The 26,292-nt window shown below is 59.4% G+C and carries 20 protein-coding genes; 10 read left to right on the forward strand and 10 right to left on the reverse strand.

The window, feature by feature from the left end; genetic code table 11:
* The first annotated feature begins 1 nt into the window (after position 1).
* The 3 genes from D3P04_RS02630 (at position 2) to D3P04_RS02640 (ending at position 4,043) form a co-directional block, all read left to right on the forward strand.
* Entirely contained in the window at positions 2–2,065 is a 2,064-nt protein-coding gene (locus D3P04_RS02630; protein WP_119745698.1) for a hypothetical protein, read from the forward strand.
* A gap of 200 nt (positions 2,066–2,265) precedes the next feature.
* Positions 2,266–3,093 (forward strand): sulfotransferase family protein, encoded by an 828-nt coding sequence (locus D3P04_RS02635; RefSeq protein WP_119745700.1) that lies wholly within the window; start codon positions 2,266–2,268, stop codon positions 3,091–3,093.
* Positions 3,090–4,043, forward strand: coding sequence for a hypothetical protein (locus tag D3P04_RS02640; RefSeq protein ID WP_119745702.1), 954 nt, complete (start codon positions 3,090–3,092; stop codon positions 4,041–4,043). Before D3P04_RS02635 ends, D3P04_RS02640 begins: the two co-directional genes overlap by 4 nt.
* Positions 4,044–4,103: 60 nt before the next feature.
* Here the strand turns inward: D3P04_RS02640 and D3P04_RS02645 are convergent, their stop codons facing one another.
* From D3P04_RS02645 to rfbC, 9 genes are all read right to left on the reverse strand, one after another.
* Complete coding sequence (locus D3P04_RS02645; protein WP_147391871.1) at positions 4,104–5,501, reverse strand: sulfotransferase family protein; 1,398 nt, start codon at positions 5,499–5,501, stop codon at positions 4,104–4,106.
* 157 nt (positions 5,502–5,658) lie between these two features.
* Positions 5,659–6,600, reverse strand: a complete 942-nt coding sequence (locus D3P04_RS02650) for an NAD-dependent epimerase/dehydratase family protein (RefSeq protein ID WP_119745706.1) — start codon at positions 6,598–6,600, stop codon at positions 5,659–5,661.
* A complete protein-coding gene (locus D3P04_RS02655) occupies positions 6,597–10,472 on the reverse strand; it encodes a glycosyltransferase (protein ID WP_119745708.1) in 3,876 nt (1,291 codons plus the stop codon). The genes D3P04_RS02650 and D3P04_RS02655 overlap by 4 nt, the downstream gene beginning before the upstream one ends.
* A 144-nt stretch (positions 10,473–10,616) precedes the next feature.
* On the reverse strand, positions 10,617–11,537 hold the full coding sequence (locus D3P04_RS02660; protein ID WP_119745710.1) for a glycosyltransferase family 2 protein: 921 nt from the start codon (positions 11,535–11,537) through the stop codon (positions 10,617–10,619).
* 4 nt (positions 11,538–11,541) lie between these two features.
* Positions 11,542–13,689: a glycosyltransferase WbsX family protein gene (locus tag D3P04_RS02665; protein ID WP_119745712.1), complete on the reverse strand. Its 2,148-nt coding sequence runs from the start codon at positions 13,687–13,689 to the stop codon at positions 11,542–11,544.
* Positions 13,690–13,714: 25 nt separating this feature from the next.
* On the reverse strand, positions 13,715–14,605 hold the full coding sequence (rfbA, locus tag D3P04_RS02670; RefSeq protein WP_119745714.1) for a glucose-1-phosphate thymidylyltransferase RfbA: 891 nt from the start codon (positions 14,603–14,605) through the stop codon (positions 13,715–13,717).
* Complete coding sequence (gene rfbD / locus D3P04_RS02675; protein ID WP_119745716.1) at positions 14,602–15,453, reverse strand: dTDP-4-dehydrorhamnose reductase; 852 nt, start codon at positions 15,451–15,453, stop codon at positions 14,602–14,604. The genes rfbA and rfbD overlap by 4 nt, the downstream gene beginning before the upstream one ends.
* 46 nt (positions 15,454–15,499) lie before the next feature.
* Positions 15,500–16,549, reverse strand: a complete 1,050-nt coding sequence (gene rfbB, locus D3P04_RS02680; RefSeq protein WP_119745718.1) for a dTDP-glucose 4,6-dehydratase — start codon at positions 16,547–16,549, stop codon at positions 15,500–15,502.
* Positions 16,546–17,118: a dTDP-4-dehydrorhamnose 3,5-epimerase gene (rfbC, locus tag D3P04_RS02685; RefSeq protein ID WP_119745720.1), complete on the reverse strand. Its 573-nt coding sequence runs from the start codon at positions 17,116–17,118 to the stop codon at positions 16,546–16,548. Before rfbC ends, rfbB begins: the two co-directional genes overlap by 4 nt.
* 444 nt (positions 17,119–17,562) lie before the next feature.
* Here rfbC and D3P04_RS02690 point away from each other — a divergent pair, with 444 nt between their 5' ends.
* Positions 17,563–18,435, forward strand: a complete 873-nt coding sequence (locus D3P04_RS02690; RefSeq protein ID WP_119745722.1) for a helix-turn-helix domain-containing protein — start codon at positions 17,563–17,565, stop codon at positions 18,433–18,435.
* Between the two features lie 160 nt (positions 18,436–18,595).
* Here the strand turns inward: D3P04_RS02690 and D3P04_RS02695 are convergent, their stop codons facing one another.
* Positions 18,596–19,408 carry an IclR family transcriptional regulator gene (locus tag D3P04_RS02695; RefSeq protein ID WP_119745724.1) on the reverse strand — a complete coding sequence of 271 codons (813 nt, stop codon included), beginning with the start codon at positions 19,406–19,408 and terminating at the stop codon, positions 18,596–18,598.
* A 240-nt stretch (positions 19,409–19,648) separates the two neighbouring features.
* On the opposite strand from D3P04_RS02695, the gene D3P04_RS02700 reads away from it, so the two are divergent.
* From D3P04_RS02700 to D3P04_RS02725, 6 genes are all read left to right on the forward strand, one after another.
* Positions 19,649–20,863: an extracellular solute-binding protein gene (locus D3P04_RS02700; protein WP_182912717.1), complete on the forward strand. Its 1,215-nt coding sequence runs from the start codon at positions 19,649–19,651 to the stop codon at positions 20,861–20,863.
* An 84-nt stretch (positions 20,864–20,947) separates the two neighbouring features.
* On the forward strand, positions 20,948–21,865 hold the full coding sequence (locus D3P04_RS02705; protein WP_119745728.1) for a carbohydrate ABC transporter permease: 918 nt from the start codon (positions 20,948–20,950) through the stop codon (positions 21,863–21,865).
* Between the two features lies 1 nt (position 21,866).
* Positions 21,867–22,694: a carbohydrate ABC transporter permease gene (locus tag D3P04_RS02710; RefSeq protein ID WP_119745730.1), complete on the forward strand. Its 828-nt coding sequence runs from the start codon at positions 21,867–21,869 to the stop codon at positions 22,692–22,694.
* A 40-nt stretch (positions 22,695–22,734) separates the two neighbouring features.
* Complete coding sequence (locus tag D3P04_RS02715; protein WP_119746478.1) at positions 22,735–23,880, forward strand: ABC transporter ATP-binding protein; 1,146 nt, start codon at positions 22,735–22,737, stop codon at positions 23,878–23,880.
* Between the two features lie 58 nt (positions 23,881–23,938).
* Entirely contained in the window at positions 23,939–25,141 is a 1,203-nt protein-coding gene (locus D3P04_RS02720) for a CaiB/BaiF CoA transferase family protein (protein WP_232844867.1), read from the forward strand.
* Positions 25,138–26,289: a type 2 periplasmic-binding domain-containing protein gene (locus tag D3P04_RS02725; protein ID WP_119745732.1), complete on the forward strand. Its 1,152-nt coding sequence runs from the start codon at positions 25,138–25,140 to the stop codon at positions 26,287–26,289. Before D3P04_RS02720 ends, D3P04_RS02725 begins: the two co-directional genes overlap by 4 nt.
* The last annotated feature ends 3 nt before the right edge of the window (positions 26,290–26,292 follow it).

Here is a 26,292-nt window from a genome sequence, read left to right on the forward strand (position 1 = left end):
CATGGCAAGTCATGACATGAAAGCACAGCCCGAGGCTCGTAAGCGCATGGAATTGCGAAACGGCAATGGGCAGGGTAACGGAACATCGGCCGAAGCCGGTCTGGTCACTCTGGCTGCCGGCGCCATCGGCCTGGGCCTGACCATGCTTCAACAAAGCGAGGCAGAGGCAGCCACGATACAGCCCGATACCGCGCCGAAGCCGGTCCCGAATGAAACCGACAGCTCCGAAGCGGCAGAACAGATCGCGGTGGTCGCACCAGAAGCCGACGCGTCCTTGCAGTCGCAGAATGCCGTTCAGGTGGATATTCCCGTTGTACAGGTTCAGGCCGCCACCGAAACCGGAGCAATACAGGCAGAGGCGGTGGGGCCCGCCGATTCCGGGGGTGGCACATCGGTCCAGACGGCATCCGCCGATATGGCCGCCGGCGTCCCGGCGGATCATGGCGGGCGGGCAGAAGCGGGTAGTCAGCCGGTAGCCGTGACCGCGCCGGTCGATAAAGTGATTGATCTTGGCGAGCCGGTGCCGGGTAACACGGGCATCGAACCCGGCAAACCGGCGCCGCCTCCCGTTCAGGACAAGCCTTCCGAACCGGCTGATGTTGCGGATAATCCCGAAACGATCGAAGTGCCGGATGATGCCACCGAGATCGTAGCGGAAACGCCCGATACTGCCCCGGTCGAAAGTGACGAAGTTCTTGACGGTGTCGGCGATGCGGTCGGAGGGGGGGCCGGAGGCGTCGTGGATGTCGTCACCGATCTGACCGATGCGCTTACGAATGAAGATGGCGCGATCCCTAATACTGTCGGAGTTGTCGGAGACACGATCGAGACCGTTACCGACACGGTTGTCGATGTCGTGGATGTCGTTGCCGGCCCGGATGGCCTTCTGGACGGGTTGACGGATACGGTCGGGGAATTGACCGGTGCCCTGGGCGACGGGGACGTTATCGGTGCCGTAACCGGCACCGTGGGGACCGCTCTTGATACTGTGGGCACAGCAGTTACCGGCGTGACCGATGCGCTATTGGGCGACGGTGGTTTGACAGATGGCGTCCTTGAGACGGTCGGAGAGACCGTGGCGACGGTAGGCGATACCGTGACCGACGTGCTGGATGCCGTGGTCGGACAGGATGGGTTACTGGGCGGGATCACTACGGCGCTAAGCGGGCTGACCGGCTCTGACGCCGAGGGCGATGACAGTACGACGGTCGTCGCGGATATTGTCGGCGCAACCGTCGGAACGGCCTCATCTGCCGTCACCGGAGTTGCGGATGCGCTGCTGGGCGATGACGGTGTCGCCGAAACCTTGACCGAGACGGTTGGGGAAACCGTCGCGACGGTGACCGAAACCGTGACCGGCGTTGTCGATACGGTCGTCGGCCCGGGCGGATTGCTGGGCGGGCTCACCACGGCACTGGGCGGTCTGACGGGAACTGGTGCGGACGAGAGTACCGGGGGGACGACCGAGGTTGCCGCCGATCTCGCTGAACCGGCCGTGGAGACTGCCTCCACCGCCATCGATGAGGGTGTGGATGCGCTGCTGGGCGATGACGGTGTCGCCGAAACCTTGACCGGGACGGTCGGAGAAACCGTCGCGACGGTGACCGAAACGGTGACCGGCGTTGTCGATACGGTCGTCGGCCCGGGCGGATTGCTGGGCGGGCTCACCACGGCACTGGGCGGTCTGACGGGAGCTGGTGCGGACGAGAGTACCGGGGGGACGACCGAGGTTGCCGCCGATCTCGCTGAACCGGCCGTGGAGACTGCCTCGACAGAGCCCGCCGAGATTACCGGGCCTGCTGAGGTTGCAGAGACAATCGAAACAGCGGCGGACGATACCAGCAATATTGAGGCAACCGATACGGCGGATATGGCGGTCACGCCGCCCGAGGGTAGCCAGGGGCCGGACATTTTCGCTGCCATTGATCAGATCCTCGACGGATCAACTGGACTGCTTGGGGGCTTGCTGCCCAACATCTCTTTCATTGGCCAACCGGTCATGGAGGATGATTCCGGGCCGCATGTCGACGATGCGAACGGGTCGCTGCTGCACGGCCTGATCTAGCGACCGGTTTGATCAATAGAGAATGCCTGAGCCACGCGTTTCGTCATGCCGGCTCATACACTCTGCTGTTACTTGCCGGACCTGCATGCCGGCCGGGTGAAACTTTGGAGTCGGATTGCCGTGCCCCTAGCGGAGGCAATCCAAGTCCTTTACATTCGGGCTTGCAAGAAAGGTTCTGATAAGAAAATAGAAAGAGTGTGATGAGAACACCGAACCTCTTTATCATTGGTGCCCAGAAGTCCGGCACGACCTATCTGGCCAATGTTCTGGCCCGCCATCCGGATGTGTTCTTCTGCTCTCCCAAGGAACCGCTGTTTTTCTCGAAACCGGAAATCGATCAAACCCGGTACGAGGAGTATCTGGAAACCAATTTCGTCGATGCCCGGGACGAAAAATGGGTTGGCGAAGGTTCAACGACCTATCTGCAATGGCCCCGGGCATTGAAGAACCTGAAGACCTTTATTCCCGGCACGCCAAAGATCATCGTCTGCATGCGCCATCCGACCGAGAAGGCGGTTTCCTTCTACATCCATAATTGGCGGCGAGGGCGCTATGCCCGGGATATCCGGATCGGCGACACCGCCACGATGCCCGTCAGCCTCTCTTCAACGAAAACCAGTTGCTATGCCCCGTCCCTGACGCGCTGGCTTGACGCTTATCCGCGCGAAGCTTTCTGCTTTCTGAAATTCGACCAACTCAGGGATGACCCGGCCGGATTCGTCCGCGCGGCGACTGCTTTCCTGGAGATTCCCGAGCGCGAAACCGTGTTGCGCAAAACGGTCAATGCAGGGTTCAGCCTTACCTGGCGCGACGACAAGCTTGTCATTGATGACCCCGGCGCACCACCGGAGGATCGACCGGAATTCACCCGCACCGAGCTTGAGGATCTGCATGCGACGATGCAGGAAGATATCGCCGAGACTGAGCGGCTGACCGGACTCGATCTGGACGAGTGGCGCAAATTTCCCGCATTCGCGGCGCCTGACCGTCAAAGCGCCGAGACCGCGACATTTTCCATGAGCCGATGACGCAGGAGCCGTTTCCGGATGAAGTCGTCCATGAAGGCGGCGATGGTTATCTTTTCCTGTCCGGAGGTGCGCATTCCGTATTTGACTATTTCTCGGGCGCGGCGCTGCCGCTCCCAAAGGCGCCGGGGATCTTCTGGAAGAACATCTCCGGGCGCGCGGCCTACTGCGCCAGCGCAGGGATCGGCTATCGTCACGTCGTCTTTCCGGATAAATGCGTGGTTCTGCGAAATCTGCTGAAACCAGAGCGACAGCTTTCGTCACTCTATCAACGTGCGTATGGTGAGCGTGCCCCTTCCGCCGAGGCGAAGGCGTCAGTACTTTATCCGATCGACAGGCTGACCGACAGCGGGCAGACCATGCGGCGCACTGACACCCATTACAGTGCGCGGGGCAATATCGTGGTCACCTCGGCCATCGTCGCCGATCTGTTTCCGACTGAGCATGATGCCTATCTGCGCGACAGTCTCGCGGGGCTGGCCCCGCGCGAGATAGAACCCGGCGATCTGGGGCGCAAGCTGACCCCGCCCCGGTCAGAGATCATTGACCGCCTGCAAAAGCCATTGGTGCCGGTCACAATGGGCTCAAACGGAATTTCCGGCAATGACGGGATCATGATACTGGTCGACTCGCCCCAGGCAGTCAGCAAGCGCACGCTTCTGATCTTCGGCGACAGCTTCTTTCGCCTGATCTTGCCGATGCTGGCGGTGTTTTATCAGAAGATCGTGTTTTGCCGTACGCGTTTCCTCCACCACGAAATCGTGCGGGCAGTGAATCCCGACCAGATCTTTACCGGACAGGCCGAGCGGTACCTGTCGCGCTGCGAAACAGATGCCGCCCGTCCGCATTTCCTGTCCTATCCCTATTTGAAAGGGACCCCAATGGCCCCGGATGAGGCGTTCTGCGCCCTCTGGCCCCGCTTTATTTCCGGCAGTGCCTTGCTTCAGGTATAGGTCATTGCCGATCCTGCCGGAGAAATGGACGGCTGCGTAACCGGGATAATCCGGCAGGGATTACTTCCGCAGGCTTCTGATCCCATCGGTAAATCGTCGCAGCGGCCATGTGATGCGCCAGGATCTGCTGTTATGCAGCGCCGCAATTTCATCGCGCAACTGGTTTGCAATCTCCTGAATCTCCGCCTTCTCGGCCTCTTTCCGGGTCTCTGTCTCTGACAGAAGCGCAGCCCCTTCCTGTTCGCGTTTTTCACTTTCGGCCAGAAGACGCGTCACGTCGGATAATTCCCGGAACTGAACCTGCAAGCGGCTATCGAATTCGGCAGACCGGGCCTCGGCCGAACTTCTGGCGGATCGCTCACGCTCGATCTCTTTGTTGAGACGCTGAATCTCGGTCACATCCTGCTGATGTTCGGCGAGAAGCGCAGCATGGGCCTGATCCAGCTCTGAAACGCGGAATTGCGCTTGTTCGAGTTGAGTCTCAAGCCGCTTAACCTGCTCGTCGCGCTCGGCCATGTCCTGACGCAGATCATCGATGCAGGCAGTTATGGTTGCCTGTTCCTTCGTGAGCGCATCTGCCTTGTCGAGGCCGCTTTTTATGACCTGCGCAAAGTTCGGGGCGGCCCTGTCAACTGCGCCGCGGAGCGCGTCCAGACGCTTGTGATCTTCGCTATTCTCGCCGTCGGAAACCCAGCGCTCCAGAATTTCATAGGTATCCCGCACCCAGGTCGAAAGCATCGGGCTTTGAAGCATCTTCCCGGGCACTTCCTTATGATGCTGCAGATCGCTTTCCAGAAAGGCTTCGACCTCGGTCGCGGCCCCCAATGAGAAGCGCGGCAGACTCAGATCCAGCGCGGTCTGGATTTTTTCTGCGACTCCGGTCCAATTCGACATGAGCTGCGCGAAGCTGGTAAAGCAGCGCGGCCGATTACGGGTATTGGCCTCGGCGTCAAGAACATGCCGCAGCCAGATCAGATGGCTAAGCCCGGTCGTGATCCCGTTTCGCTTGCCCAGCGAGGCCGCGACCTCCAAGGGATTGCGATGGGTCAGAACATATCCGGGCGTCGCGCCGATCTCCTGGAACACATCCTCCCAGAATGGGACCAGCCGGCAAATACGCGGATCCTTGAGCACGAACAGGCGCGACTGGCCGAATTCATCGGTCATTGTCTCAACCGCAAGCTGGTGGAATTCCCGGGCGGGGGGGCTGGCGGACCAGGTTGCTGGCATTGGCAGCCAGTCATCCCAATGCGTTCCGGCCGACGCGAAAAGATCGGTGTGAAACCGGTAAAGCTTGCTGGATTCGAAATAGCCTTTTTCGTTGCTTTCATTGGGGGCCATGAGGGTGGCCGGCCCATCGCAGCCCAGGATATTCAGTACCCCGGAAAGCGCGGAGGTGCCCGAACGGTGCATTCCCAGGACAACTACGGCGGTACGATCTGATGTCTTTTTGTTCATATGGAGCTACATCTTAGAAATGGAAATAAGCATGTGTCGTGAAAGCGGAATCTATGCATTCCGCTAAAAGTGGCCCTGCTGTCCGGATCAGCTTTCAGGATAAGGCACGGAAGGACATCGTCGCGTCCGGGGCATTCTGCACGGATGATCAGTTCCGTCATTCGGACTCCTTCCGTTCTTGCAGGATATTCCAGAGCTCCGCGATTCCGGTCTCGAGCTCTACCCGGGGCGCCCAGCGTGTCATCCGCCGAAACTCGGTTGTGTCAAGCACGATGGCGTCGACGTCGAATCCTCGGGCAGGCTTGTATCGCAATGCGAGATCGGTGCCGGTCACGCGACGGATGGCAGCGAAGATATCGTTGATACTATGCCCGACACCAGAGCCGATATTATACGATCCCGAAGAGAGTTCCGGCGTGGCAAGAGCGATGCGGATCGCCGATGTGACGTCATCGATATGGATGTAATCCCGTACGACGGAGCCGTCGCCCCAGACTTCAGGGGCGTGGCCGGCATGAATATGCCTGAGGTAATTGGCAATGACCCCGACTGTGGCACCGCGTAGCTGGAACGGTCCGTAGGGGTTGCCGATCCGCAGGCTGATTCCGGTGAAGCCGGCCTTTCCGGCCACAAGGCGCAGGTAATTCTCGATGGCAAGCTTGGAGACGCCATAACCCGACAATGCTCCGCCCGCTGCATTTTCCGGCACCGGCAGGCTTTTGGGATCGCCATAGACCGTGCCGCCGGATGACGCAAATATCACCCGCGATATACCGGCATGACCGGCGGCCTGGAATATCGCGACCGAGGGGGCAATATTCTGGGCCGCATCCCGGGCCATGTCAGTCATCGAAGAAGCGGGCGTTGTGGTGCAGGCCATGTGAACCAGTGCCGTGGCGCCGGCGAGAGCCTGCTCTATCCCGGTAATATCCGGAAAGGCGAAGGGCCGCGTTTCGATGCCCACAAGCAAATCTGCTACCGCCGCGAGCCGATCCGGCAGGTCAAGCAGGCAGACTTCATCTCCGCCAGAGCGCAGCCGCCGGGCAAGCGCCGTGCCAAGAAAGCCCGCTCCACCCGTGATGGCAACCCGCCCCGTCATCTGGCCGCTGCCGCATTGGTCGGGTTGCGGGTGTAAAGCAGCACTGGCAGCCAATCGTAATGGCTCACGCTGCTTGTGTAGCGTCTGACGCCGGCCGGAACGAGCCCCGTCTTTCTCAGCCGCGACGTCAGCGGTGCGTCAGCATGACGGCCGGCAATCATCAGAGTGCCTCCGGGTGCCAGTACCCGCGCGGTTTCTGCCAGCAGGCGATCGTTGTCAATTGCGCCCGTCGCGTCGTTCAGCAGGATAAGTGGCAGGCGTGAATCCGCCAGATCGATCCGCCCGTTCCGGGTGATATCCCGAGTCAGTTCTTCAGCATTGCAGATCCGTCCCTGAAACTGTTCGCGCCAGAAATTTTCAAGGGCGGCAGGCACATTGACCCCCAATGCGGGCAGGCGGCGATAAAGCAGAATCGATTCCGCGAGCACCCGATGAATCGAGCGCGCGCGCCGGTCGGCACCGCAATCCGGACAGGCAGCCGCGCCGTCGAGATCCATAAATTCCCGGCTTTGCCTGCCGCAGGCATTGCAGTGATAGACCTCACGCCGCGCGATTGCGTCAAGCGCGGGCAGATCTTCAAGTCTGGGGGGATGCAGCGCGCCCATATGTTCGTCAATCCGGTGGAATAACCCGGGGCGCGTCTTGTTGAACAGCGACATCATTCCCGGAACCCCACCCAATTCCCAACCGCAGCTTTCGACATAATAGGAAAATTCCACATCGGTCGAATTATGCGGAACCGTGTCCGAAAATCCGCCGATCTCATCGATCATCTTCCGCCGCAGCGCGAAGAAGCCGCCCTGCACATGGCTGAAGCTTCGATCGGGATTGTTCAGGGCGAACTCCTGATTGCGGAACTTGTCCCAGAGAGCCTGGGCCTTGGGGTAATCGCGCCCGAAGAGATAAGAGGGCGAATAGCACAGCGTCCCCGCCTGACCGACCCGGGGATGGGCGTTCATGTAACGTATGAATGCCGTCTCCCACCCGTAGCGCGTCGTCATGCCTTCCTTGCCGCAGACATAGATCGCATAATCCGATTTTCCCTCGGCAAGGCAAAGATTGGTGCCGGGACCAACCATCGCGTTGTCGCGGTTAAGCAGGATGGTGACATTGTCACGCTCGCCATAAAGTTCCAGCAGCTTCGCCAGAGCAGGGGCGTCGCTGCCATTGTCGCAGATGATCAGATGGAAGGGGAGCGACGTATATTTGTAAAGCCGTCGGATCACCTCGGATGTCTGTGCGAGGTTGTTCCAGCTGACGATCATCAGATCGATGGTCTCGCCCGCCCAGACCCGGATCAGGTTATCGACGAGATGTTCGGAATTGTAATTCTTGCGAATGCGTTCGGCGGCATTCTCGATCATCGCGGTCACGGCAACGTCGGGCAACATGTAATAGGCCCGGATGCGTGCCGCGATCGCCTCGGGCGTGGCATCGCTGACAAGGCCGGTGATGCCGTCCTCGATCAGATCGGGAATCCCCGACAAATCCGTGGTCAGTACCGGCAGGCCCGCGGCCATGGCCTCCATCAGCACGGTCGGGATGCCGTCCATGTCACCATCGGCGGCACGGACTGAAGGACATGCGAACAAATCGCTTTCGCGGTAAAGTGCCAGCATCGCATCGCGTCCCTTGACCGGGCCGCAAATCGCGACATTGGAGATGCCTTCTTCGGCGATGACCGCTCGATAAGCTTCTTCCAGTTCACCATAGCCGTAAAGCTCGATGCGAATATTGTCCTGTTCCAGAAGCTTCCCGGCCCGGATCAGGTGGATCAGTCCCTTTTTCTCGGTGAAGCGGTGGATGGCAATGATGCGCCGGAAGGGGCGCTTCTCTCGCCCTTCCTTCCAGCCCTGCGCGTAAAGCCGGGGATCGCAGCCATTCGGGCTGATCATCATCTTGCCGTCGGGCACGTTACGCGCCGCCAGATACTGGCGATGGAAGCGCGACGGAACAAAGACCTTGCGGCACCAATCCGAATGCGCCACCTCGCCGATACGGTTCATTGCGTCATTGCGGTAGCGGAAAATGTCCTGCGCATGGGCGATGAAGGTGAACGGGATCTTTGCCGCCTCGCAGGCCGGCCAGACCATATCCGTCACGGTCGGATAAACGAAGTGGGAATGCACGATGCTGCGTCCGGTCCCGGTCAACCGTTCGGCCAGATGAGCGGCGTCGCGCACGGTTTCCCATTCGATATCGAAATCGGGTCTGAAATCCGGATAAGGCGACTGTCTGCAGAAGACCCGAACATCGAAACCCTGTTCGCGAAGAAGCCGCAGCTCATTGAGCACGAAAGTTTCCGAGGGTACCGGGAAATGCCAGCAGAAATAGGCTATTTTCATCGTCTCCCGCGGTTGCGGCGTCAGATCCCGGCGGGCCGGCAACCTGAGGCGTTGCGGTTCCGGCGCATGGGTGAGACCTTCATAGGCGCTGCGCAACTGGTTGGTATAGGCAGTCCGGTCGAAGCGCGCGATAGCCTTTGCCCGGGCCGCCAGGCCCATCCTGCGCAGTCCTTCGCGATCCGAAGCCAGCTTGCGGATCGCTTCGGCCACGGCTCCTGTCTCGCCGACCGGGACGACAAAGCCGGTTTCCCCATGTGCGACGAATTCGGGCGGCGCTCCGTGGTCATAGACGATGGCAGGACGGCTCGCAGCCATGCCTTCAAGGACCGTCCGGCCGAAAGATTCCTGAAAATGCGACAGACTAAGGATGATATCGGTTTCCGCGACCGCCTGTGCAGGAGTTTCACGATAGCCAATAAGCCCGAGATTGGCGGGTAGTTCGCCCGCCTGGATCTTCGTGGCAATGATGGCGGTATGCTCATTTTCCGGGCCGATCAGACGGAAGGATATCTCTGGGTGGGCGGCCAGTTCCTGTGCCACACGCACGAAATCCCAAAGTCCTTTCTTGGGAAGATTCGAGCTGATCAGACCAACACGAAGCCCGTCATGTGCCGGTGCAGGCGACAGACGCGCCAGTTCCCCGAAATCGACGGTATTGTAAACCAGAGCCGCTTCGCGACCGGGCTGCGCAAAGCCTGAAAGTGTTGCCATGGAATTCACGATCACGCGGTCGCAACTGTCCCATACCTTTTCGACGATCGCGTCGGCGGATTCACCGATCATGTTCAACAGGGCCTCGTCATGGCGGATAAGCTCGCGCACATGGACGATACTTCTGACACCCATTCGCCGTGCCGCAATCAGCGGCTCGCGCAAAACGATGGTATTGGCATGGACCACATCCACGGCTTCATCAGCGATAATCCGGGCAAATTGCGCTGTCACCGCGTCACTCACCGGTGTTCCGTCGCGCCACCAGCCATAGGTCAGGACGTAAGCAGCCACGGATTTTGCGCGCAGAGTTTCGAAATAAGCCGGATTATCGGCGCCGGGCACGGTGACGATCACATTGAAATCAAGCGCATTCAGACCGTCCAGCATATCAAGCAGGCTGCGCTCGCCGCCGAAAAGCTTGTTACCCGCTATGTGACTGCACAACATGACCACAGGCCGGCCCGGGCGTGTTGCGATGCCGCCCGCCACCCGGCGCAATCCAGGGGCTGCTCCCGTGGTGACCGCTCCGGTGGCGGAAACCTCGAACGCCTGCCGGCCCTCGGCCCGGCCATGGCGGATATAATGCAGAACCGGATTGAGTTTGTGCCGCGCGACATCGCCGTTGATGCGCAGATATCGGTCGCTATCAAATTTCGGACCGGGGCTCCGGTTAAGCCGATGGCCCAGCCAGAGATAATGTTCCAGCGGATCCATCCCCAGCAATTTGACGTCGCCATTGCGTTCAAGATACCAGTCAGGATCGAACAGGCCGGATGCGAGGAGCTCGCTTTTTTCAGAGTTTCTGGAAGACATTTCCTACCCCGTTCACTCTGTCACTCCATCACGTGGCGGTCATTGCTGCAAGGCAGCTTCTGCTTAGTGGATACAACTGAAAGGATCCACAACATATCGCAAAACCGGGCCGCAGCCATCATCTGCCGCAGGGCATTCCTGTTGTCAGCCGGCAGGATTGATCAGCTCGGGCGCGAAGGGAAAACCCGCGGCGACCCCGTCCTTTTCGCGCCGCATATGGCCCTCATAGCCGCATTCGCGCAGAACATGTTCGAAATAACCCGGCCAGTTCGCCTCGCAGGGGAAAAGCGGGTTGGGCGATGGTTTGCCCTGCAATCCACGGCGCAGAAAACGGCGGGTCGTCTCTTCCAGTTCGATCGAAGTGACATGACCCAGCGACGAGAAGGAATTCGTGTCATGCAACCGGTAAAAATAATGCGGTTCCTGGACCACGACCGGCTCGGTGAAAAAGAGCGCCTGCAGCAGGAAATCCCAGTCATGACAATATTTCAGCGGCTGGAACGGGCCAGCCTGTTCGTAAAGATTGCGTGTGAACAGAAGATTGCCGGTGGAGATCGCGACATTTGCCCGCATCAATGCGAAACCGGTAGTCGGATCGCGATCAAACGCAAAAAGCTGCCGCAGCGCGAAGAGACGGAAGAATTCGTCTATCTTGGCGCTGGGACCCGCCTCGGCCAGCACCTCGACCAGCGAAAATCCGATTTCCGAGCCGGTATCCGACAGCGCCGCCATCAATGTCGCGATCCGGTCGGGATGATAACGATCGTCGGAATTGATCAGCGAAAGATGGTTGCCCTGCGCGGCGGCGATGGCGCGGTTGATCGTGGCATGCGCTCCGAGATTGTGTTCATTGCGCAACAGGACCACGTTCTGAAACCGCTGCGCGAGCGGGCCGGACAGTAGTTCCTGCGCGCGCTCCCAGGTTTCGTCGGTCGAGCAATCATCGATCAGAACCAGCTCCAGCGCGTCATAAGTCTGATCGTGGATCGATTGCAGGCAATCGGCCAGATAGCCCGCATGGCAATAGGTCGGGACAATAACGCTGACAAGGGGGACTGCCGTCATGACCCTAACCCACCAGCAGAACGATATCCGGGCAGACCGCCAGGGCGTGTTTCGGGCGGTAGGGATCCGGGATCAGGAATTCCACCTCATAGCGCCCGGCCGGCACGTCTTTGAGGCTGGCATTAAGCGTAAAGCCGCAATCCGTCGCGCCGGAGTCCAGCGACAGGGCTGCAACCACATCCGGACGGCCTTCACGATTATGGATCGCGGCGACATAGCGGCGTTCGGGCGCTTCCGTGTCGCGTAGTGCGATCATTGCCGTAGCGGCGCCGCGCCCACCCACCAAGAACCAGCCACGCATCGCAAGCCCCTGCCAGCGCGCAACAGGCAGATCAGTTCCGGTTCCGACCGGGTGACCGTTCAGCATGTCGATTCCGGTTGGCTGGCCCGGTTGTCGTTCGACCCTCATCAACTGTGCCGCAACAGGAACGAAGACCGAGGCGTCCCCGCTCCAGAGTCCCCGGCCACGCCGCGCGACCAGAGCGTCAAGCGCTTGATTGGCGGCGATAAGGTTTTCAACGCAGCGGCGGGTTTCCGCCAGTGGGTCGGGCTGTCCGTCGGGTGGCGGGCGCAGCGGCGCAAGTGCAAGCGCCTGGGGCGTGAGGGTGTCACGCATCGCGGTCAGGATCTGCGTCCCGCTTTGGCGATCGGGTTCCAGACAAGCGCCGCTGGCCCAGTCATTCCACGATCTGACGAAGACGAAACGCCGTCCCTCGGGCAATTGGTCGCGCGCTTCGGCAACCAGATGGCGCATCCACAGGCCAAACAATTCTGGCCGCGCGCCGGTGAAAACAGTGCCCCGGAGGCCATGGCGGGGCGTATCGTCCCAGCCCGGCATGGCGGTTCGGAAGCGCAGATGCCCTGCCGCTGGCCGGGAAATCTCTCCTTGCACGATATCGGCATAATCCCGGATGTCCCCTTGCCATCCCGGAGCCATGTCATGTTCACCCTGTCCTTCCGCAGCCCCCGCAAGGCCGATGGGCGGATACTGACAGCTGCTGTCGCCGCCGTAATCATGGGGATTCATATCGGGTTCGGTCTCGACGATGCAGACATGCAGATCCGGGAATCCTTCGTCTCGCATGATCTCGCGCCAGCGGCGAATGGTTTCGGGGGGGCTTTTCAGGGATGAAATGCCGCGGATCAGAAGAAGCGGGGCATCGTCGATGCGGATATAACGCGGCGAACGGAAATATTTCAGACAGGACCGGATGAAATCATTATCGCCGCCATAGCTGTGTTCATGCGGAGGGACGGTTGCCCCTCCGTCACCAGAGGGCGCGCGCAGCAGGCCCTCATTCGTCCAGCACAGACAGAAGCCGAAATCGTAATCCTGCGCGACATGGCGGTCGATGGGCAGGGTCATCCGGGCCTGTCCGGCGGCCCAGTGATAGTCATAGCAGAACCCGCTTAGCCCGTGATCTTTTGCGATCGCGATCTGGCTTTGCTGAACGGCATCGACGCGCAGATCGTAAAAACCGCCATTTCCCGGCAGTCTGGGCTGGGTGTGACCATCGAATAGAGGCCGCGCGGCAGCGACATCCGCCCAATCGGTCGTGTCCCGGCCATACCAGCCATCATGCAGGGCATAGGGATAGAATTGTGACCGATAGAAGGCCAGGACAGTCACCGGTGCGGATACAGGTCCACCGTCCAGGGTCGATTCAAGCAGGCGATCGCGTTGGCGCAACCGGTCTTCCTCGCGCTTGGAAATCCCATTGGCGCGCCGGGTAATGGCGCGCTGCAAAAGCCCCCGGTCGATCCCGGCCAGATTGGAGGAAAGCGGCAAGGCAAGGCCAGTGCCGCGGACTTCGATGCGCAGGATATCGGCAATCCGTGCCTCGCCCGGTCCGGCCTTGCGCAGGTGATCCAGGACCTGTTGCGCAGCCGATTGTGTCATGTCGCGCAAAGGAACGGAAAATCCCGCCCGGACCGGCTGTTTCAACAGTCCGGCGATATCTTCCCGAAAGATGGTGCTGATCGCGGTCAGGACCGGCTCGCCAAACAGGTAAATCTCCAGCTCGACCGGCCGTTGGGGCTCGGATGCCGATACCGCCCAGCCATAAATCCATTCATCGGTGAATCCGTCGACCGCACCGCGCCAGGCAGGCCCTTCGGTCAGTTGGTTCAGATCCCAGGTGATTTCCGACATGTGCCCCTCCTGCAGTTCCCGGACCTTACGTCCGAATTAGGCCCGACAGATAGGCGCCATATTCATTCTTGCCGAAAAATGCCGCGCGTTCACGCAGAACAGCAGCACTGATCCAGCCTTTTTCAAAAGCGATCTCATCAAGGCTTCCGACCTGCAGGCCCTGACGCAGTTCCAGGGTGCGGACGAAATTTCCGGCGTCAAGCAGGCTTCCATGCGTTCCGGTGTCGAACCAAGCATAACCGCGCCCCATAAGTTCCACCATCAACCTGTCCTCGGCCAGGTACAGTTCCAGAAGCGAGGTGATCTCCAACTCGCCCCGGGCCGAGGGTTTGATCGATCTTGCCTTTTGCGGAGCTGTTCCATCCATGAAATACAGCCCGGTAACGGCATAGTTCGAGGCCGGTTTCGCCGGTTTCTCGATGATGCTTTCGACCTTTCCTGCCGCGTCGAATCCCACCACGCCATAGCGTTCCGGATCCGAGACGCGATAGCCAAAGACGGTGGCGCCGGTCTGACGGGCCGTAGCAGTCTCCATCTGCTCGGTCAGGCCATGTCCGAAGAACATGTTGTCCCCGAGAATCATCGCCGAAGCGTCGCCGGCAAGGAAATCCTCGGCCAGAAGATAGGCTTGGGCAAGCCCGTCGGGGCTGTCCTGAACCAGCCAGGTCAGGCCGATGCCCCATTGGCTGCCATCCCCCAGAGTGCGACGGAACTGTTCCTGGTCATGAGGCGTGGTAATGATGGCAATCTCGCGGATGCCAGCCAGCATCAGCACGGAAAGCGGATAATAGATCATCGGCTTGTCATAGACCGGCAGAAGTTGCTTCGACACGCCGATGGTGATCGGGTAAAGCCTTGTGCCCGATCCGCCCGCGAGGATTATGCCCTTGCGGGCCGGAAAGGGAGCTGTTGTCATCGGATCGCCTCGAGTTCGGTTAACGTCTCATGGACTGCCTGTTTCCAGTCGGGGCGGTCAAGTCCAAAACCGGCAAGGCCCGCACAGTCCAGCCGGGAATTGAGCGGCCGTTTCGCCGGGGTAGGATATTCCGAGGTCGGGATATCCTCTATCACGCAATCCAGCCCGGCCTGCGCCATGATCTCGCGGGCAAAGCCTGCCCAGGATATATCGGGCGTTCCCGAAAGGTGATAGATCCCGGATTTTCCCGGTTCTGTTGCAAGTTGTTCCGCAATGGTCAGACAGGCGTTCGCGATAGCGCGTGCCGGGGTGGGGCCGCCGATCTGGTCGGCCACAACGTTCAGGCTGTTACGCTCGCGTCCAAGCCGCAGCATGGTCTTCAGGAAATTATCGCCATGGGCGGAAAATACCCATGAGGTGCGCAGGATCGCATAGATGCCGCCCGTCAGCCGGACAGCTTCCTCCCCCCGGAGTTTCGAGCGGCCATAGGCGCCCAAGGGGCGGGTCGGGCTGTCGGGAGCAAAGGGAGTCTCACCGCTACCGCCGAAAACGTAATCGGTGGAAATCTGGATGAAGGGAATCCCCAGATCGGTGCATTCCCGCGCCATGGCGGCAGGAGCGTCCCCGTTCACCACGGTCGCGGCGGCCTCCTCGGTCTCGGCCCTGTCCACAGCAGTCCAGGCGGCGGCATTGATCACGGCCTCTGGCTGATGGGCGCGGATCGCGGCGGCACAGGCGGCGGGAACCGACAGATCGGCTGTTGCCCGGTCGAGAAACAGCGCTTCCGGCCGCAGACGCTGCAATTCAGTGGCAACCTGCCCATTGCGGCCAAAGACAAGAAGCTTCATCCGGATTCTCCGATGCCGTCCGCAGGGCCGCAGACCTGCCTGCCGGTCACGTTTTCACCCCCAGTCTTTCACCGATTCCCTTACGGCCCTGCAATGGCTTCCACCAATTCTCATTGTCCAGATACCATTGCACGGTCCGCGCAAGCCCTTCCTCGACCGTGACCGAGGGCCGCCATCCCAGTTCCTCGCGGATACGTCCGGGCGCGATCGCATAGCGGGCATCATGGCCGGGACGATCGGCAACGAAGGTGATCTGGTCCGTGTAAGACCCCTGCGCCTTCGGCCGCTTTTCATCAAGGATCGCGCAAAGCGTCTGCACAAGCTCCAGATTGGTCCGCTCATTCTCGCCGCCGATATTATAGCTGCGGCCGACGCGGCCTTTCTCCACCACCAGCAGAAGCGCATCGGCATGATCCTCGACGAAAAGCCAATCGCGAATGTTCGAACCGTCCCCGTAGATGGGCAATGGCTTGCCGGCCAGCGCGTTCAGGATGATCACCGGGATCAGCTTTTCGGGAAAATGGTAGGGGCCGTAATTATTCGAACAATTGGTCAGAACAACCGGCAGGCCATAGGTTTCGTGCCAGGCCCTGACCAGATGGTCCGAAGCGGCTTTCGATGCCGAATAGGGGCTGCGCGGATCATAGGCTGTATCTTCGGTGAACTTCACCAAAGGATCGTTCGGCAGGGATCCGAAAACCTCGTCGGTGGAGATATGATGGAAGCGGAAAGCTTCAGGACGCCCTTCGCCCACCCAGAAATCGCGGGCGGATTCCAGCATGTTATAGGTGCCGGTAATGTTCGTTTCGATGAATGCGCCCGGCCCGTCGATCGAGCGGTCGACATGGCTTTCGGCGGCGAGATGCATCACCGCATCGGGGCGATGCGCGGCGAAAATCCGGTCAAGCGCCGCCCGGTCGCGGATATTGGTCTGCTCGAAGGCGTAAAGCGGGCTTTCGGCGACGCCCGCCACATTCTCAAGGCAGGCGGCATAGGTAAGCGCGTCCAGATTGACGACCTGATGGCCGCGCGCGATTGCCAGCCTGACCACGGCGGATCCGATGAACCCGGCTCCGCCGGTAATCAGCAGCTTCATTCTGTCATTGTCCATTTGAAAGGGGTATCAAAGCCCGCCAGCCGGGGGGCGGCGCTGTCCTTGGCTGAAAGCACAGGCTGCACGCCTGAAGGCAGGGGCCAGTCAATGCCGATATCGGGATCATCCCAGCGAATGGCGCCGTCGCAATCCGGAGCATAGAAATCGCTGCATTTATACTGCACCTCACAATCGGGGGTCAGGGTCAGGAATCCGTGAAGGAAGCCTTTCGGCACCAGCAACTGCCGCATGTTTTCGGCGCTTAGCTCGACCCCGGTCCATCGGCCGTAATGTGGCGAGCCAAGGCGGATATCGACCGCCACGTCGAAAATCGCCCCACGGCTGCAACGCACCAGCTTATCCTGCGCATGAGGCGGGCTTTGGTAATGCAGACCACGCAGCGTGTATTGCGCGGCCGAGAAGGAATGATTGTCCTGCACGAAGGAAAGATCGAAGCCAGCCGAAGCCATTTGCGCCGCATTCCAGGTTTCCGAGAACCAGCCCCGGGCATCGCCGAACCTGACAGGTTCGACGACAACGACATCAGGCAACGAGGTGGGGTCAATTTTCATGATCGGTCAGCAGAAACAATTATTCAGAATAATCGCGGAGAGATCCCGGTAGGGAAACCGCGTCGGCGGCGACCTTATCAGGAGATTTGCAGGACATAAAGCCTTCGGCCATCCGGATGCCAACGAAGATCCCGTTGGGCGGGCGATCAGACTACGCTTTGCACATTGTGGCCTGTCGTCCTGGTGACTGCACAGGGGGAGATGTTTTTTTTAGAGACGTTCCATTTTCGAAACAAATTTTGGAAAAACGTTGGGTGACTATATGGAATATATATCAAATATTATCGATCTTATTGTTTATCGTGCTGATCTGTCAGAAAATCGGTAAATGTTAAACAGTTCACGGTAGTTGGTTATGTATAAAAAAAACACGTTTCAGACGTCTTAAAAAGCTGTAGTTCATCACTTGCGGGATCCGGACTGACGGCATCCTGGCGGCGGTCGATGCTAAAATATGGCATTGATCCGGCGGATGATTATCGCCCGGAACGTTTGACGCAATTAGAAGTGTCGTTGCGGCGAGAAGCGCTGGGGGGATTTCTGAATATTGCATCCTCTCAGCTCGATCAGCTTTTCAAATTGGTGGGTAGGGACGGGCAAGGCATTCTTTTGACAGATGCCGAAGGCGTTGTGATTGATCAGCGTGTGAATGATTCCGACAAGACGCAATTTCAGGAATGGGATCTGTGGAATGGCGCAGATTGGTCCGAGGTGGTACAGGGAACGAACGGAATCGGCACCTGCCTTGTGGAAAAGCGGAGGATTTCCATTCACCAGGACGAGCATTTTCGTGCGCGCAATATCGATCTGTCCTGTATGAGTACACCTATCTGGGGACCGGATGGGCGACCGCTTGCGGTCCTTGATGTTACCTCGACCCGCTGTGAACAGAATACACAATATAACCGGCTTATTCTGTCCCAGATCACCCTTATGTCCAAGATCGTCGAGGCAATGTATTTTCGGGCTATCCATCCGAAGTCACGGATTATTTCCATCTCGAAAGACGGCGGCGATCCGGCAGCGCTTCTGGCTGTGGATAGTGACGATATTGCCATTGGCGCGACCCGCACCGCGCGTCGTGCTTTGAATCTGGATGTGGAAGGGGACATCAAGAATATTCCCGCAGCCGAGCTTTTAGGGTTCAATGAGGATAACCCGGAGCTCACTTTGAATATGACTGATCGCGCCGTTTTGCTGCGGGCTCTTGCTCGTTCCGGGGGGAAAGTCTCGGAAGCGGCACGTATTTTGGGAATAGGGCGGACGACGATCTACCGGCGTATGTTGCGGGCGGGGTTACGTAAATCATCCGATTGATCATAACCTCTGCCCTTTGCGGGAATTGTAAAGGGCAGAGGTTATTCGAAACGTTTTACATGCGTTTCCTTGTCTGACCGGCAGCAGGAGAACAGCCCCTGTAAATTTCCATTTCAGGCGGTCGATTCTGTTGCGGGGCAGGGCAGATGTGTCATCTGGATCATTTCCTGCGCATTCCGATGCCTTCCGAGATCAGATATGCAGTATTCTGCAACATATGCTGGACATCTTCCACCTGCACAGTGATGTTGTTCTGGCTGAGAAAGGGAACGGTAAGTGCCGCGACAGTTGTGCCATCCAGCCCGAAGATCGGGCAACTGACATCAACGACTCCGGCCGTTGTCTGACTGGGGTTCAGGTAATGACGTGCCGCACGAATGCCGCGAAGTTTCTGTTCGAGTTCTTCCGCTGTCAGCCCGGAATCGTCATTTTGCAGCATTTCCTCGGCCATCTGCGCGGCACGCGCGTTTTGCGCGAATGCCGTCAGGACCAGTGCAGAGGTTCGTTCCGGCTTTATCACAAAATGGGTGCCCAGCTTCACGCCAAAGCTCAGAGGTTCCGGGCTGTCGACCTGCGCGATGACCAGAATGCAGCCCTGATGGTAAACGGCGAGATGCGCGGATTGCCGGCTGTCTTCGGCCAGTTGCTGCATCAGCGGCAGGGCCACATGCAGAAGCAGTTTGGTCGGCGGATGTCGATGTGACAGTTCGAACAGCTTCAGTGTCAGCTGATAGGAGCCATCGCTGTCCCGGCTGAGATAGTTCCGCCGTTCCAGAACATTCAGCATGCGGAAGATCTCGGTCGTGGTGCGGTTTAGTCGCTTGGCGATCTGCTGTTGCGAAATTCCCTGCGGTGAGGCCGAGATCAGTTCAAGAATGTCCAACCCCTTCTCCAGCGCCGGTGCGGCATAGCTGCCGGCCTGAGATTTTTTGCCGCCGCTCACATCGACATCTCCATTTTCGCTGGCTGTCATTTTTACCTCACCATTCTGAACGCTGGGCCGGGAAGGCCCCGGTGCATGTTGGATAGCAGCATTTCCTGCAAGTTGTCCTGTTCCGCAAGGTAAATAAATTTTACTTGTAAAAATTAATTTTAAATATTAAACGGCGAGATGCGAGGCGGCAACAAGATCGTGATCTGGTGTTCTGCCTGAAAATTGCGTCTCGCCGAATGCAAAGGGGGGAATATGATTAAGAAATCAAGAGGATACCGGATGGTTCCTGTAATCGGCGCTGCCGCCATCGCTTTGTCGCTGGCCCAGGCGTCGGCGCAGGAGAAGACCGTGATCACGTTCTCGGCGTCGCATTTTGCCGAGGTGGGGCGCGGTGACGCGCTGCGTGAATGGGTTGCGAAATTCAATGGCAGTCAGGATGAGATCGAGGTCCAGCCCATCACCATCCCGTTCTCCTCTTATGCCTCGACGATTTTTACCCAGATGGGCGGGGGTGCGGGACCTGATCTGGTCCGGTTCGACCTGCCAGAGTTCTACGCGGCGGCCAATGCCGGCCGGTTGCTTCCGATGGATGACGTCATCGATGATGCCCAATATGACTTCACCAGCGCCGATGCCTATATGAAGGTGGACGATACCCGCTTCGGGGTGGTTTTCGACAGCGCCAATTACGCATTGATCTATAATGCCGACCTGCTTCCGGGTGGAGAGCCTCCGAAGGATTTCGATGAATTTCTGGAATATGCCAAGGCCGCGACAGGTAACGACAATTATGGCTTTGCGTATCGTGCGACGATGGCGGAACGCGGCGGTGTCTGGTATGACGTTACCAATTTCGTTTATGGCTTCGGTGGGCGCTGGTCGCTTCCCGATGGTACGCCCACTTTCAACAGTCCCGAGGTGGTTGCGGGAATCGAGGCATACAAGCAGGTATACGATGCCGAAGTGATCCCGCGCGGAACCGATGCCGCGACCTACCGGCGGATGTTCTGGGAAGGCCGGGTTGCGATGGAGATCGACAATGGCGGCGTCGCCACAATCCTGACCGCACAGGGCGCCGATAAGCCGATCCATGCCTCTGCCTCACCCTTTCCGCATCCCGAACAGGGGATGATTCTCGCGCCCGTGACGATCAACGCCAACACCAAGGCGCCAGAGGCGGCCGGAACGTTTTTGAAATGGGCGCTAGAGCCGGAACAGCAGCAGGAATTGCAACAGCTTCTGGGTGCGGCGAATGTCGCAACGGTAGTCGAGCGTAGCGAAGAGGAACTGGCCGCCAATCCATGGCTTGCCGCCTATGACGCGCAGACCCCGAATTCTGTTCCGGCGCTTGCCCAGGGACTGGAAGAGAAATCGCCCGAAATTCAGCAGATCGTGGTCGAGCAGGTGCTGCGGGTGCTTCAGGGCGGGGTCAGCCCGCAGGACGCGATGGACCGGGTCCAGGAGCATGTCGAAACCCGTATCCTCCGGCGTTGAAAGCGGCTGGCGGGCCTTCGTAGCAGGGCCTGCCAATCCTTGCAGAATTGATTTTCGTACCCTCGCTCACGGACCTTTGGCATTATGCGCAATTCGGTGAAGATTCAGACAAGGCGCAAGGACCCGGCGCGTTTCCTGCCCTATGCCTTCATTGCTCCTCTGGCGGCTTACCTGCTGATCTTCCATGCATATCCTCTGATGCAGGAATTTATCCTCAGCACGACCTATACATCATTGCTGGATCCGTCTCTTCGCGAATTCGTCGGTCTCGACAATTATCGTGACGTGCTGGGAGATCCCGAATTCCACAAAGTACTGCGCATCACCGCAATCTATACCGTGATCTGTGTATCCGGCGGGGTCGGTCTTGGCCTGCTGGTGGCGCTGCTTCTGGATTTCAACTTCCGGGGGCGTGGCCTCGCCCGTGCGCTCATCACCATTCCTTGGGCTGCTCCGCCGGTCGCCGTCGCGCTTATCTTCATCTGGATGTACAACGCCCAATTCGGCATCTTCAACGACATCCTCTCCGGGCTGGGAATCAGCGCCGAACCGATCAACTGGCTGGACGATCCGCAACGGGCGCTTCCAGCAGTTCTCTTCGCCACGATCTGGCAGATATTTCCCTTTTCATCGGTCGTCATCCTGTCGGCGCTTCAGGGCGTCCAGTCCGAGCTGCGAGAGGCCGCGATTATCGACGGGGCCGATAAACTAAGCGTCTTCAAGGCGGTCGTCTGGCCTACGATCAGGCCCACGGTCGCGATTCTTGCGCTGTTGCTGACCGTCTGGTCCCTGCGCCGGTTCGATGTGATCTGGGTGATGACCCAAGGCGGTCCTCTGGGCGAGACGAACACGCTGGTCATTGATCTCTATCGCCGCGCCTTCGTTTATCTGGATCTTGGTCATGCGGCGGCTGTCGGCGTCATCGGTGTCTGCATCGCGCTGGTAGTGACCTTCATCTATTTCTGGTTGTCGGCACGTGCCGACCGGGCAGCGGGGAAATAAGATGAACCGATCCTGGGCCTTCCATTTTCGCATCCTTGCCGTTCTGGCGGTGTTGGGAATAGCCGCCTTTCCGGTTTACTGGATGGCGGTTACCTCGATGACCTCTTCGGAGGAGCTTTTCGCCGGCAGTCCCCGTCTGCTGCCCGATCCGGCGCAGATCGGCACTTATGCCCGCGCGCTTGTCTCGACCCCGCTGCTGACATGGCTTGGTAACAGCCTGATCATTGCGCTTGGAACGACGGCGCTGTCGCTGCTGCTTGCAATCCTGCCCGCCTATGCATTGTCGCGGATGAGCTTTCGCGGCAAGCTGCTGCTGGCGCTGGGCCTGTTCGTGACCCAGATGCTGCCCGAGGCGATGCTGGTCGTGCCGCTTTACGACATCTTCTCGCGTTTCGCGCTTCTGGACAGTTTGACCGGGCTCATCCTTGCAAATACCGCTTTTGCGGTGCCGGTGGTGACCTGGATCCTGAAGGGCGCAATCGACGGCATCCCGACCGAGATCGAGGAAGCGGCACGGATCGACGGCTGCTCCCGTGTCGGGATCGTGCTGACGATCGTGCTTCCGCTGATTGCGCCGACACTGGCCGCGGTCGCGGTGATCGCCTTCTTTCAGGGCTGGAACGAATATGTCTTCGCGCAGACCTTCATCTCGGACGAATCCCTCAAGGTCGCCTCGGTAGGGCTGGCCAGTTTCGTAGGCGAACTGTCCACACCTATGGATACCGTCATGGCCGTGGGTCTGACCTATACGCTTCCGGCGGTCGTCTTCTACCTTCTCGTGCAGCGCTACATCGTGGCGGGCATGACCAGCGGGGGTGTCAAAGGATGATGCCGTCGCGTCCCGGAAATTTGTCAAACAGGCACTGATCATGGCTCTCAGGTTTCAGAATATCAAAAAGAAATTCGGAGATCTTACGGTCATCCGCGACATCTCGCTGGATGTGGGGGATGACGATTTTCTTGTCCTTCTTGGACCGTCGGGTTGCGGCAAATCGACCCTGCTGCGGATGATCGCCGGCCTCGAAGAGGTGACTTCGGGCGAGATCCACCTGAACGGCAGGCAGGTCGAGCATTTGCCGCCCAGCGACCGGAACATGGCTTTCGTATTCCAGTCCTATGCTCTTTATCCGCATATGACGGTTCGGCGGAATATTACCTTCCCGCTGATCATGCGTGAACATAAATGGTGGTTCCATATCCCGCTTGTCGGCTATCTGGCCAAGCGGCGGATCGAAACCAAACCCGACATTCGCGAGCTGGTCTCGATAACTGCCGAAACTCTTGGCCTGACGCAGGTTCTGGACAAGCATCCGCGCACGCTTTCGGGCGGCCAGCGCCAGCGGGTTGCGCTTGGCCGGGCGATGGTGCGGCAGCCTGCGGCTTTTCTGATGGACGAACCGCTGTCTAATCTGGACGCGAAGCTGCGTACCGCCATGCGGGCCGAGATCACCCGGTTGCATCATCGCCTTGGCGGCACCTTCGTCTATGTGACCCATGATCAGGTCGAGGCCATGACGATGGGCACCAAGATCGCGCTGCTGCGCGGCGGCGATATCCAGCAATTCGGAACCCCGCGCGAGATATATGAGCGCCCGGCGAATACCTATGTCGCCCGATTCATCGGAACACCTCCGATGAATCTGATCGAGGCGCAGTTTCAGGGGGATTCTCTCCGCATCGGCGACCGGCTTCTGCCGCTGCCGGAAACAGCGCCGCGCGGCGATGATCGCAAGGTCTGGCTGGGTATTCGCCCCGATGCGATCTCGTTGACCACCGCCGATGCTGCGGATGCGCTGCCGGTGCGGGTGACCTTGGTCGAGCATGCGGGGGCGGAATCGCTGCTGGCCTTCGATCCGGGTAGCTTGCGCGTAGCTCGGGACGAGGACGGGCAATCCGACATCATGGCGACACAAAGCGGCTACAGCGGCATCGTGGCAGGCGATCGGGTCGGGCTGACGCTCGATATCGCGCAGGCCTCCTATTTCGACATCGACAGCGGTCTGCGCATCGACTGACTTCAGTCATCCGGCACCTGCCGGATTTCCATCCTCCGATCGATCAGGGAATTCCGAATTGACCAAAAATATCTTGTCCGGTTACCGTGTTCTTGACTGCTCCATCGCCATGGCGGGCCCATTCGCGGCCCAGCGCCTGGGCGATCTGGGGGCGGATGTCATCAAGATCGAACCCATCAGCGGCGAATGGCAGCGCCATGTATCCGCCGGCGGCGCGCGCGGGAACAAGATCAACGTCTCGTTCCTGTCGCTGAACCGCAACAAGCGCTCGCTTGCCGTCAATCTGAAGGACGCAGACGGCAAGGCGTTGTTGCTGGAGCTGGTAAAAACCGCCGATGTCTTCATCCAGAATTACCGTCCGGGAGTCGCGGACAGGTTGGGGGTGGATTACGAAACGCTGTCGAAGCTGAATCCCCGGCTCGTCTATGTCTCGATGTCGGGTTATGGCGAGGACGGGCCTTATGTGAACCATCCCGGTCAGGATCTGATCCTGCAGGGCTTGTCGGGGGCGATGCTGTCTGCCGGACGCGCGGATGAGGCGCCGACCGCGGCGGGCCAGTTCCTGGTTGATGCCGTTGCCGCTTCCACCGCTTTCGAGGGGGTTCTTGCGGCGCTTCTCCACCGCGAACGGACGGGAGAGGGTCAGAAGGTCGAGGTGAACATGCTTGATGCGATTACCACGCTTCAGATGCAGGAATTGTCCGTCTATCTTCAGACCGGCAAACCGCAGGAACGCTCGGCCGAGCCTCATGCCCATGTCTATATCCGCGCGCCTTATGGTGCCTTTGCGACCTCCGATGGTTACATCACGCTTGCTTTCCCCCCCTTGAAGACGCTTGGCGAGGTTATCGGGGAACCGTCATTCCTGAACATGGATGACGAAACCGACAGCTGGGCGCGGCGCGACGAAATATTTGCCCTGACGCGCGAGAAGCTGTTGCAAAGATCATCGTCGGAATGGCTTGAACTGTTCCGGGCAGCGGATATCTGGTGCGGCCCCGTCTATAGCTATGCCGATCTCGAAAATGACGCACAGATTCGGCATAATGGGACGATTGTCGAATATGATCATCCGACCGAGGGTCGGGTGCGTACGCCCGGGTTTCCCTATAAATTCTCGAAAACGCCACCGGCCATCGACCGCCCGACGCCACTGGTCGGACAGCACAGCGCAGAGGTATTGCGTGCCCTTGGCTATGACGACACCCGGATTCAGGCGCTTTCCGCATCGGGTGCGATCCATCTGGGGGACAGCCAATGAAGCACCGCTACAAGGGCCTGACCTGGGATCATCCGCGCGGTTATAACGCGCTGGCCGCCGCTGCGGCGAGGTTGTCGGAACATGACGATCTGGCCATCGATTGGGACAAGCAGCCGCTGGAAGGCTTCGAAAGCGCGCCCATCGCCGATCTTTGCGAGCGCTATGATCTGGTTGTGCTGGATCACCCGCATGTCGGCGAAGCTTTCGCGCAGGACTGCCTGACGCCGATCGACGCGATCCTGCCAGCCGATGCGTTGGAAAAGGTTTCCGGCGCAGTGATCGGGCCTTCGCTTCAATCGTATCACTACGAGGGCAGACTATGGGCCCTGCCGCTGGATGCCGCGACGCAGGTGGCCGCATCGCGTCCGGACCAGCTTGACGCTACCGTGCCGACGACCTGGCCAGAGGTGCTGCGCCTGTCGAAATCGGGGGGTGTCGCCTTGTCGGTCTCTGGCCCGCATGCATTGCTGAGCTTTGGTTCGATTTGCGTGGCGCTGGGTGCGTTTCCGGGACTGGACGAGGGCTATATCGGGACCGAACCGGGGCTTGAAGCGCTGGATATCCTTGCCGAACTTTACGCGCATATTCCGGCCGCCGTCCTGAACCTGAACCCGATCGGGATCCTGCAACTGATGGCGACAAGTGACGAAGCTGCTTATTGCCCGTTGATCTACGGCTATGTGAATTACGCCGCGCCGGATGATCCGGAACATCGCCCGCTCGCCTTCGCTGATGCCCCCGCCGGACCCGAAGGGATCGGTTCGACTCTTGGAGGGACAGGGTTGGCCGTCAGTCGCCGCACCGAGATCTCGGAGGCATTGATCCGGCATCTGCTATGGCTGATGTCCGAGACTGCGCAATGCGATTTCATCCCCGCGCATGACGGCCAGCCAAGTCTGCGCCGGGCCTGGACGGATAAGGCGGTCAACGCGCGGTGGGGCAACTTCTACCGCGATACCGAAGCCACGCTGGAAGCGGCTTGGGTGAGGCCGCGCTTTGACGGATATATCGCTTTCCAGACAGCCGCGTCGGCTTTGCTGCGCGAAGGCTTCACGACGCGATGCGCCCATCGGGATCTGCTTGACCATCTGAACCGGCTTTATCGCAACCACCGCCCGCAGGCCGGCAGGCCCGGTGCGGCGCTTTGAGCA

The sequence above is a fragment of the Paracoccus onubensis genome, from assembly GCF_003591515.1.
In the GTDB taxonomy this organism is placed as follows: Bacteria; Pseudomonadota; Alphaproteobacteria; order Rhodobacterales; family Rhodobacteraceae; genus Paracoccus; species Paracoccus onubensis.

What these genes read in the sequence shown, in the direction of transcription:
- D3P04_RS02715 (WP_119746478.1), top strand. Translation starts at nt 22,735, where the DNA reads ATGGCTCTCAGGTTTCAGAATATCAAAAAGAAATTCGGAGATCTTACG.
- D3P04_RS02635 (WP_119745700.1), top strand. Translation starts at nt 2,266, where the DNA reads ATGAGAACACCGAACCTCTTTATCATTGGTGCCCAGAAGTCCGGCACG.
- D3P04_RS02700 (WP_182912717.1), top strand. Translation starts at nt 19,649, where the DNA reads ATGGTTCCTGTAATCGGCGCTGCCGCCATCGCTTTGTCGCTGGCCCAG.
- D3P04_RS02640 (WP_119745702.1), top strand. Translation starts at nt 3,090, where the DNA reads ATGACGCAGGAGCCGTTTCCGGATGAAGTCGTCCATGAAGGCGGCGAT.
- rfbA (WP_119745714.1), bottom strand. Translation starts at nt 14,605, where the DNA reads ATGACAACAGCTCCCTTTCCGGCCCGCAAGGGCATAATCCTCGCGGGC.
- D3P04_RS02690 (WP_119745722.1), top strand. Translation starts at nt 17,563, where the DNA reads ATGCTAAAATATGGCATTGATCCGGCGGATGATTATCGCCCGGAACGT.
- D3P04_RS02645 (WP_147391871.1), bottom strand. Translation starts at nt 5,501, where the DNA reads ATGAACAAAAAGACATCAGATCGTACCGCCGTAGTTGTCCTGGGAATG.
- D3P04_RS02650 (WP_119745706.1), bottom strand. Translation starts at nt 6,600, where the DNA reads ATGACGGGGCGGGTTGCCATCACGGGTGGAGCGGGCTTTCTTGGCACG.
- D3P04_RS02665 (WP_119745712.1), bottom strand. Translation starts at nt 13,689, where the DNA reads ATGTCGGAAATCACCTGGGATCTGAACCAACTGACCGAAGGGCCTGCC.
- rfbB (WP_119745718.1), bottom strand. Translation starts at nt 16,549, where the DNA reads ATGAAGCTGCTGATTACCGGCGGAGCCGGGTTCATCGGATCCGCCGTG.
- D3P04_RS02705 (WP_119745728.1), top strand. Translation starts at nt 20,948, where the DNA reads ATGCGCAATTCGGTGAAGATTCAGACAAGGCGCAAGGACCCGGCGCGT.
- D3P04_RS02710 (WP_119745730.1), top strand. Translation starts at nt 21,867, where the DNA reads ATGAACCGATCCTGGGCCTTCCATTTTCGCATCCTTGCCGTTCTGGCG.
- D3P04_RS02660 (WP_119745710.1), bottom strand. Translation starts at nt 11,537, where the DNA reads ATGACGGCAGTCCCCCTTGTCAGCGTTATTGTCCCGACCTATTGCCAT.
- D3P04_RS02695 (WP_119745724.1), bottom strand. Translation starts at nt 19,408, where the DNA reads ATGACAGCCAGCGAAAATGGAGATGTCGATGTGAGCGGCGGCAAAAAA.
- rfbD (WP_119745716.1), bottom strand. Translation starts at nt 15,453, where the DNA reads ATGAAGCTTCTTGTCTTTGGCCGCAATGGGCAGGTTGCCACTGAATTG.
- D3P04_RS02725 (WP_119745732.1), top strand. Translation starts at nt 25,138, where the DNA reads ATGAAGCACCGCTACAAGGGCCTGACCTGGGATCATCCGCGCGGTTAT.
- D3P04_RS02655 (WP_119745708.1), bottom strand. Translation starts at nt 10,472, where the DNA reads ATGTCTTCCAGAAACTCTGAAAAAAGCGAGCTCCTCGCATCCGGCCTG.
- D3P04_RS02630 (WP_119745698.1), top strand. Translation starts at nt 2, where the DNA reads ATGGCAAGTCATGACATGAAAGCACAGCCCGAGGCTCGTAAGCGCATG.
- rfbC (WP_119745720.1), bottom strand. Translation starts at nt 17,118, where the DNA reads ATGAAAATTGACCCCACCTCGTTGCCTGATGTCGTTGTCGTCGAACCT.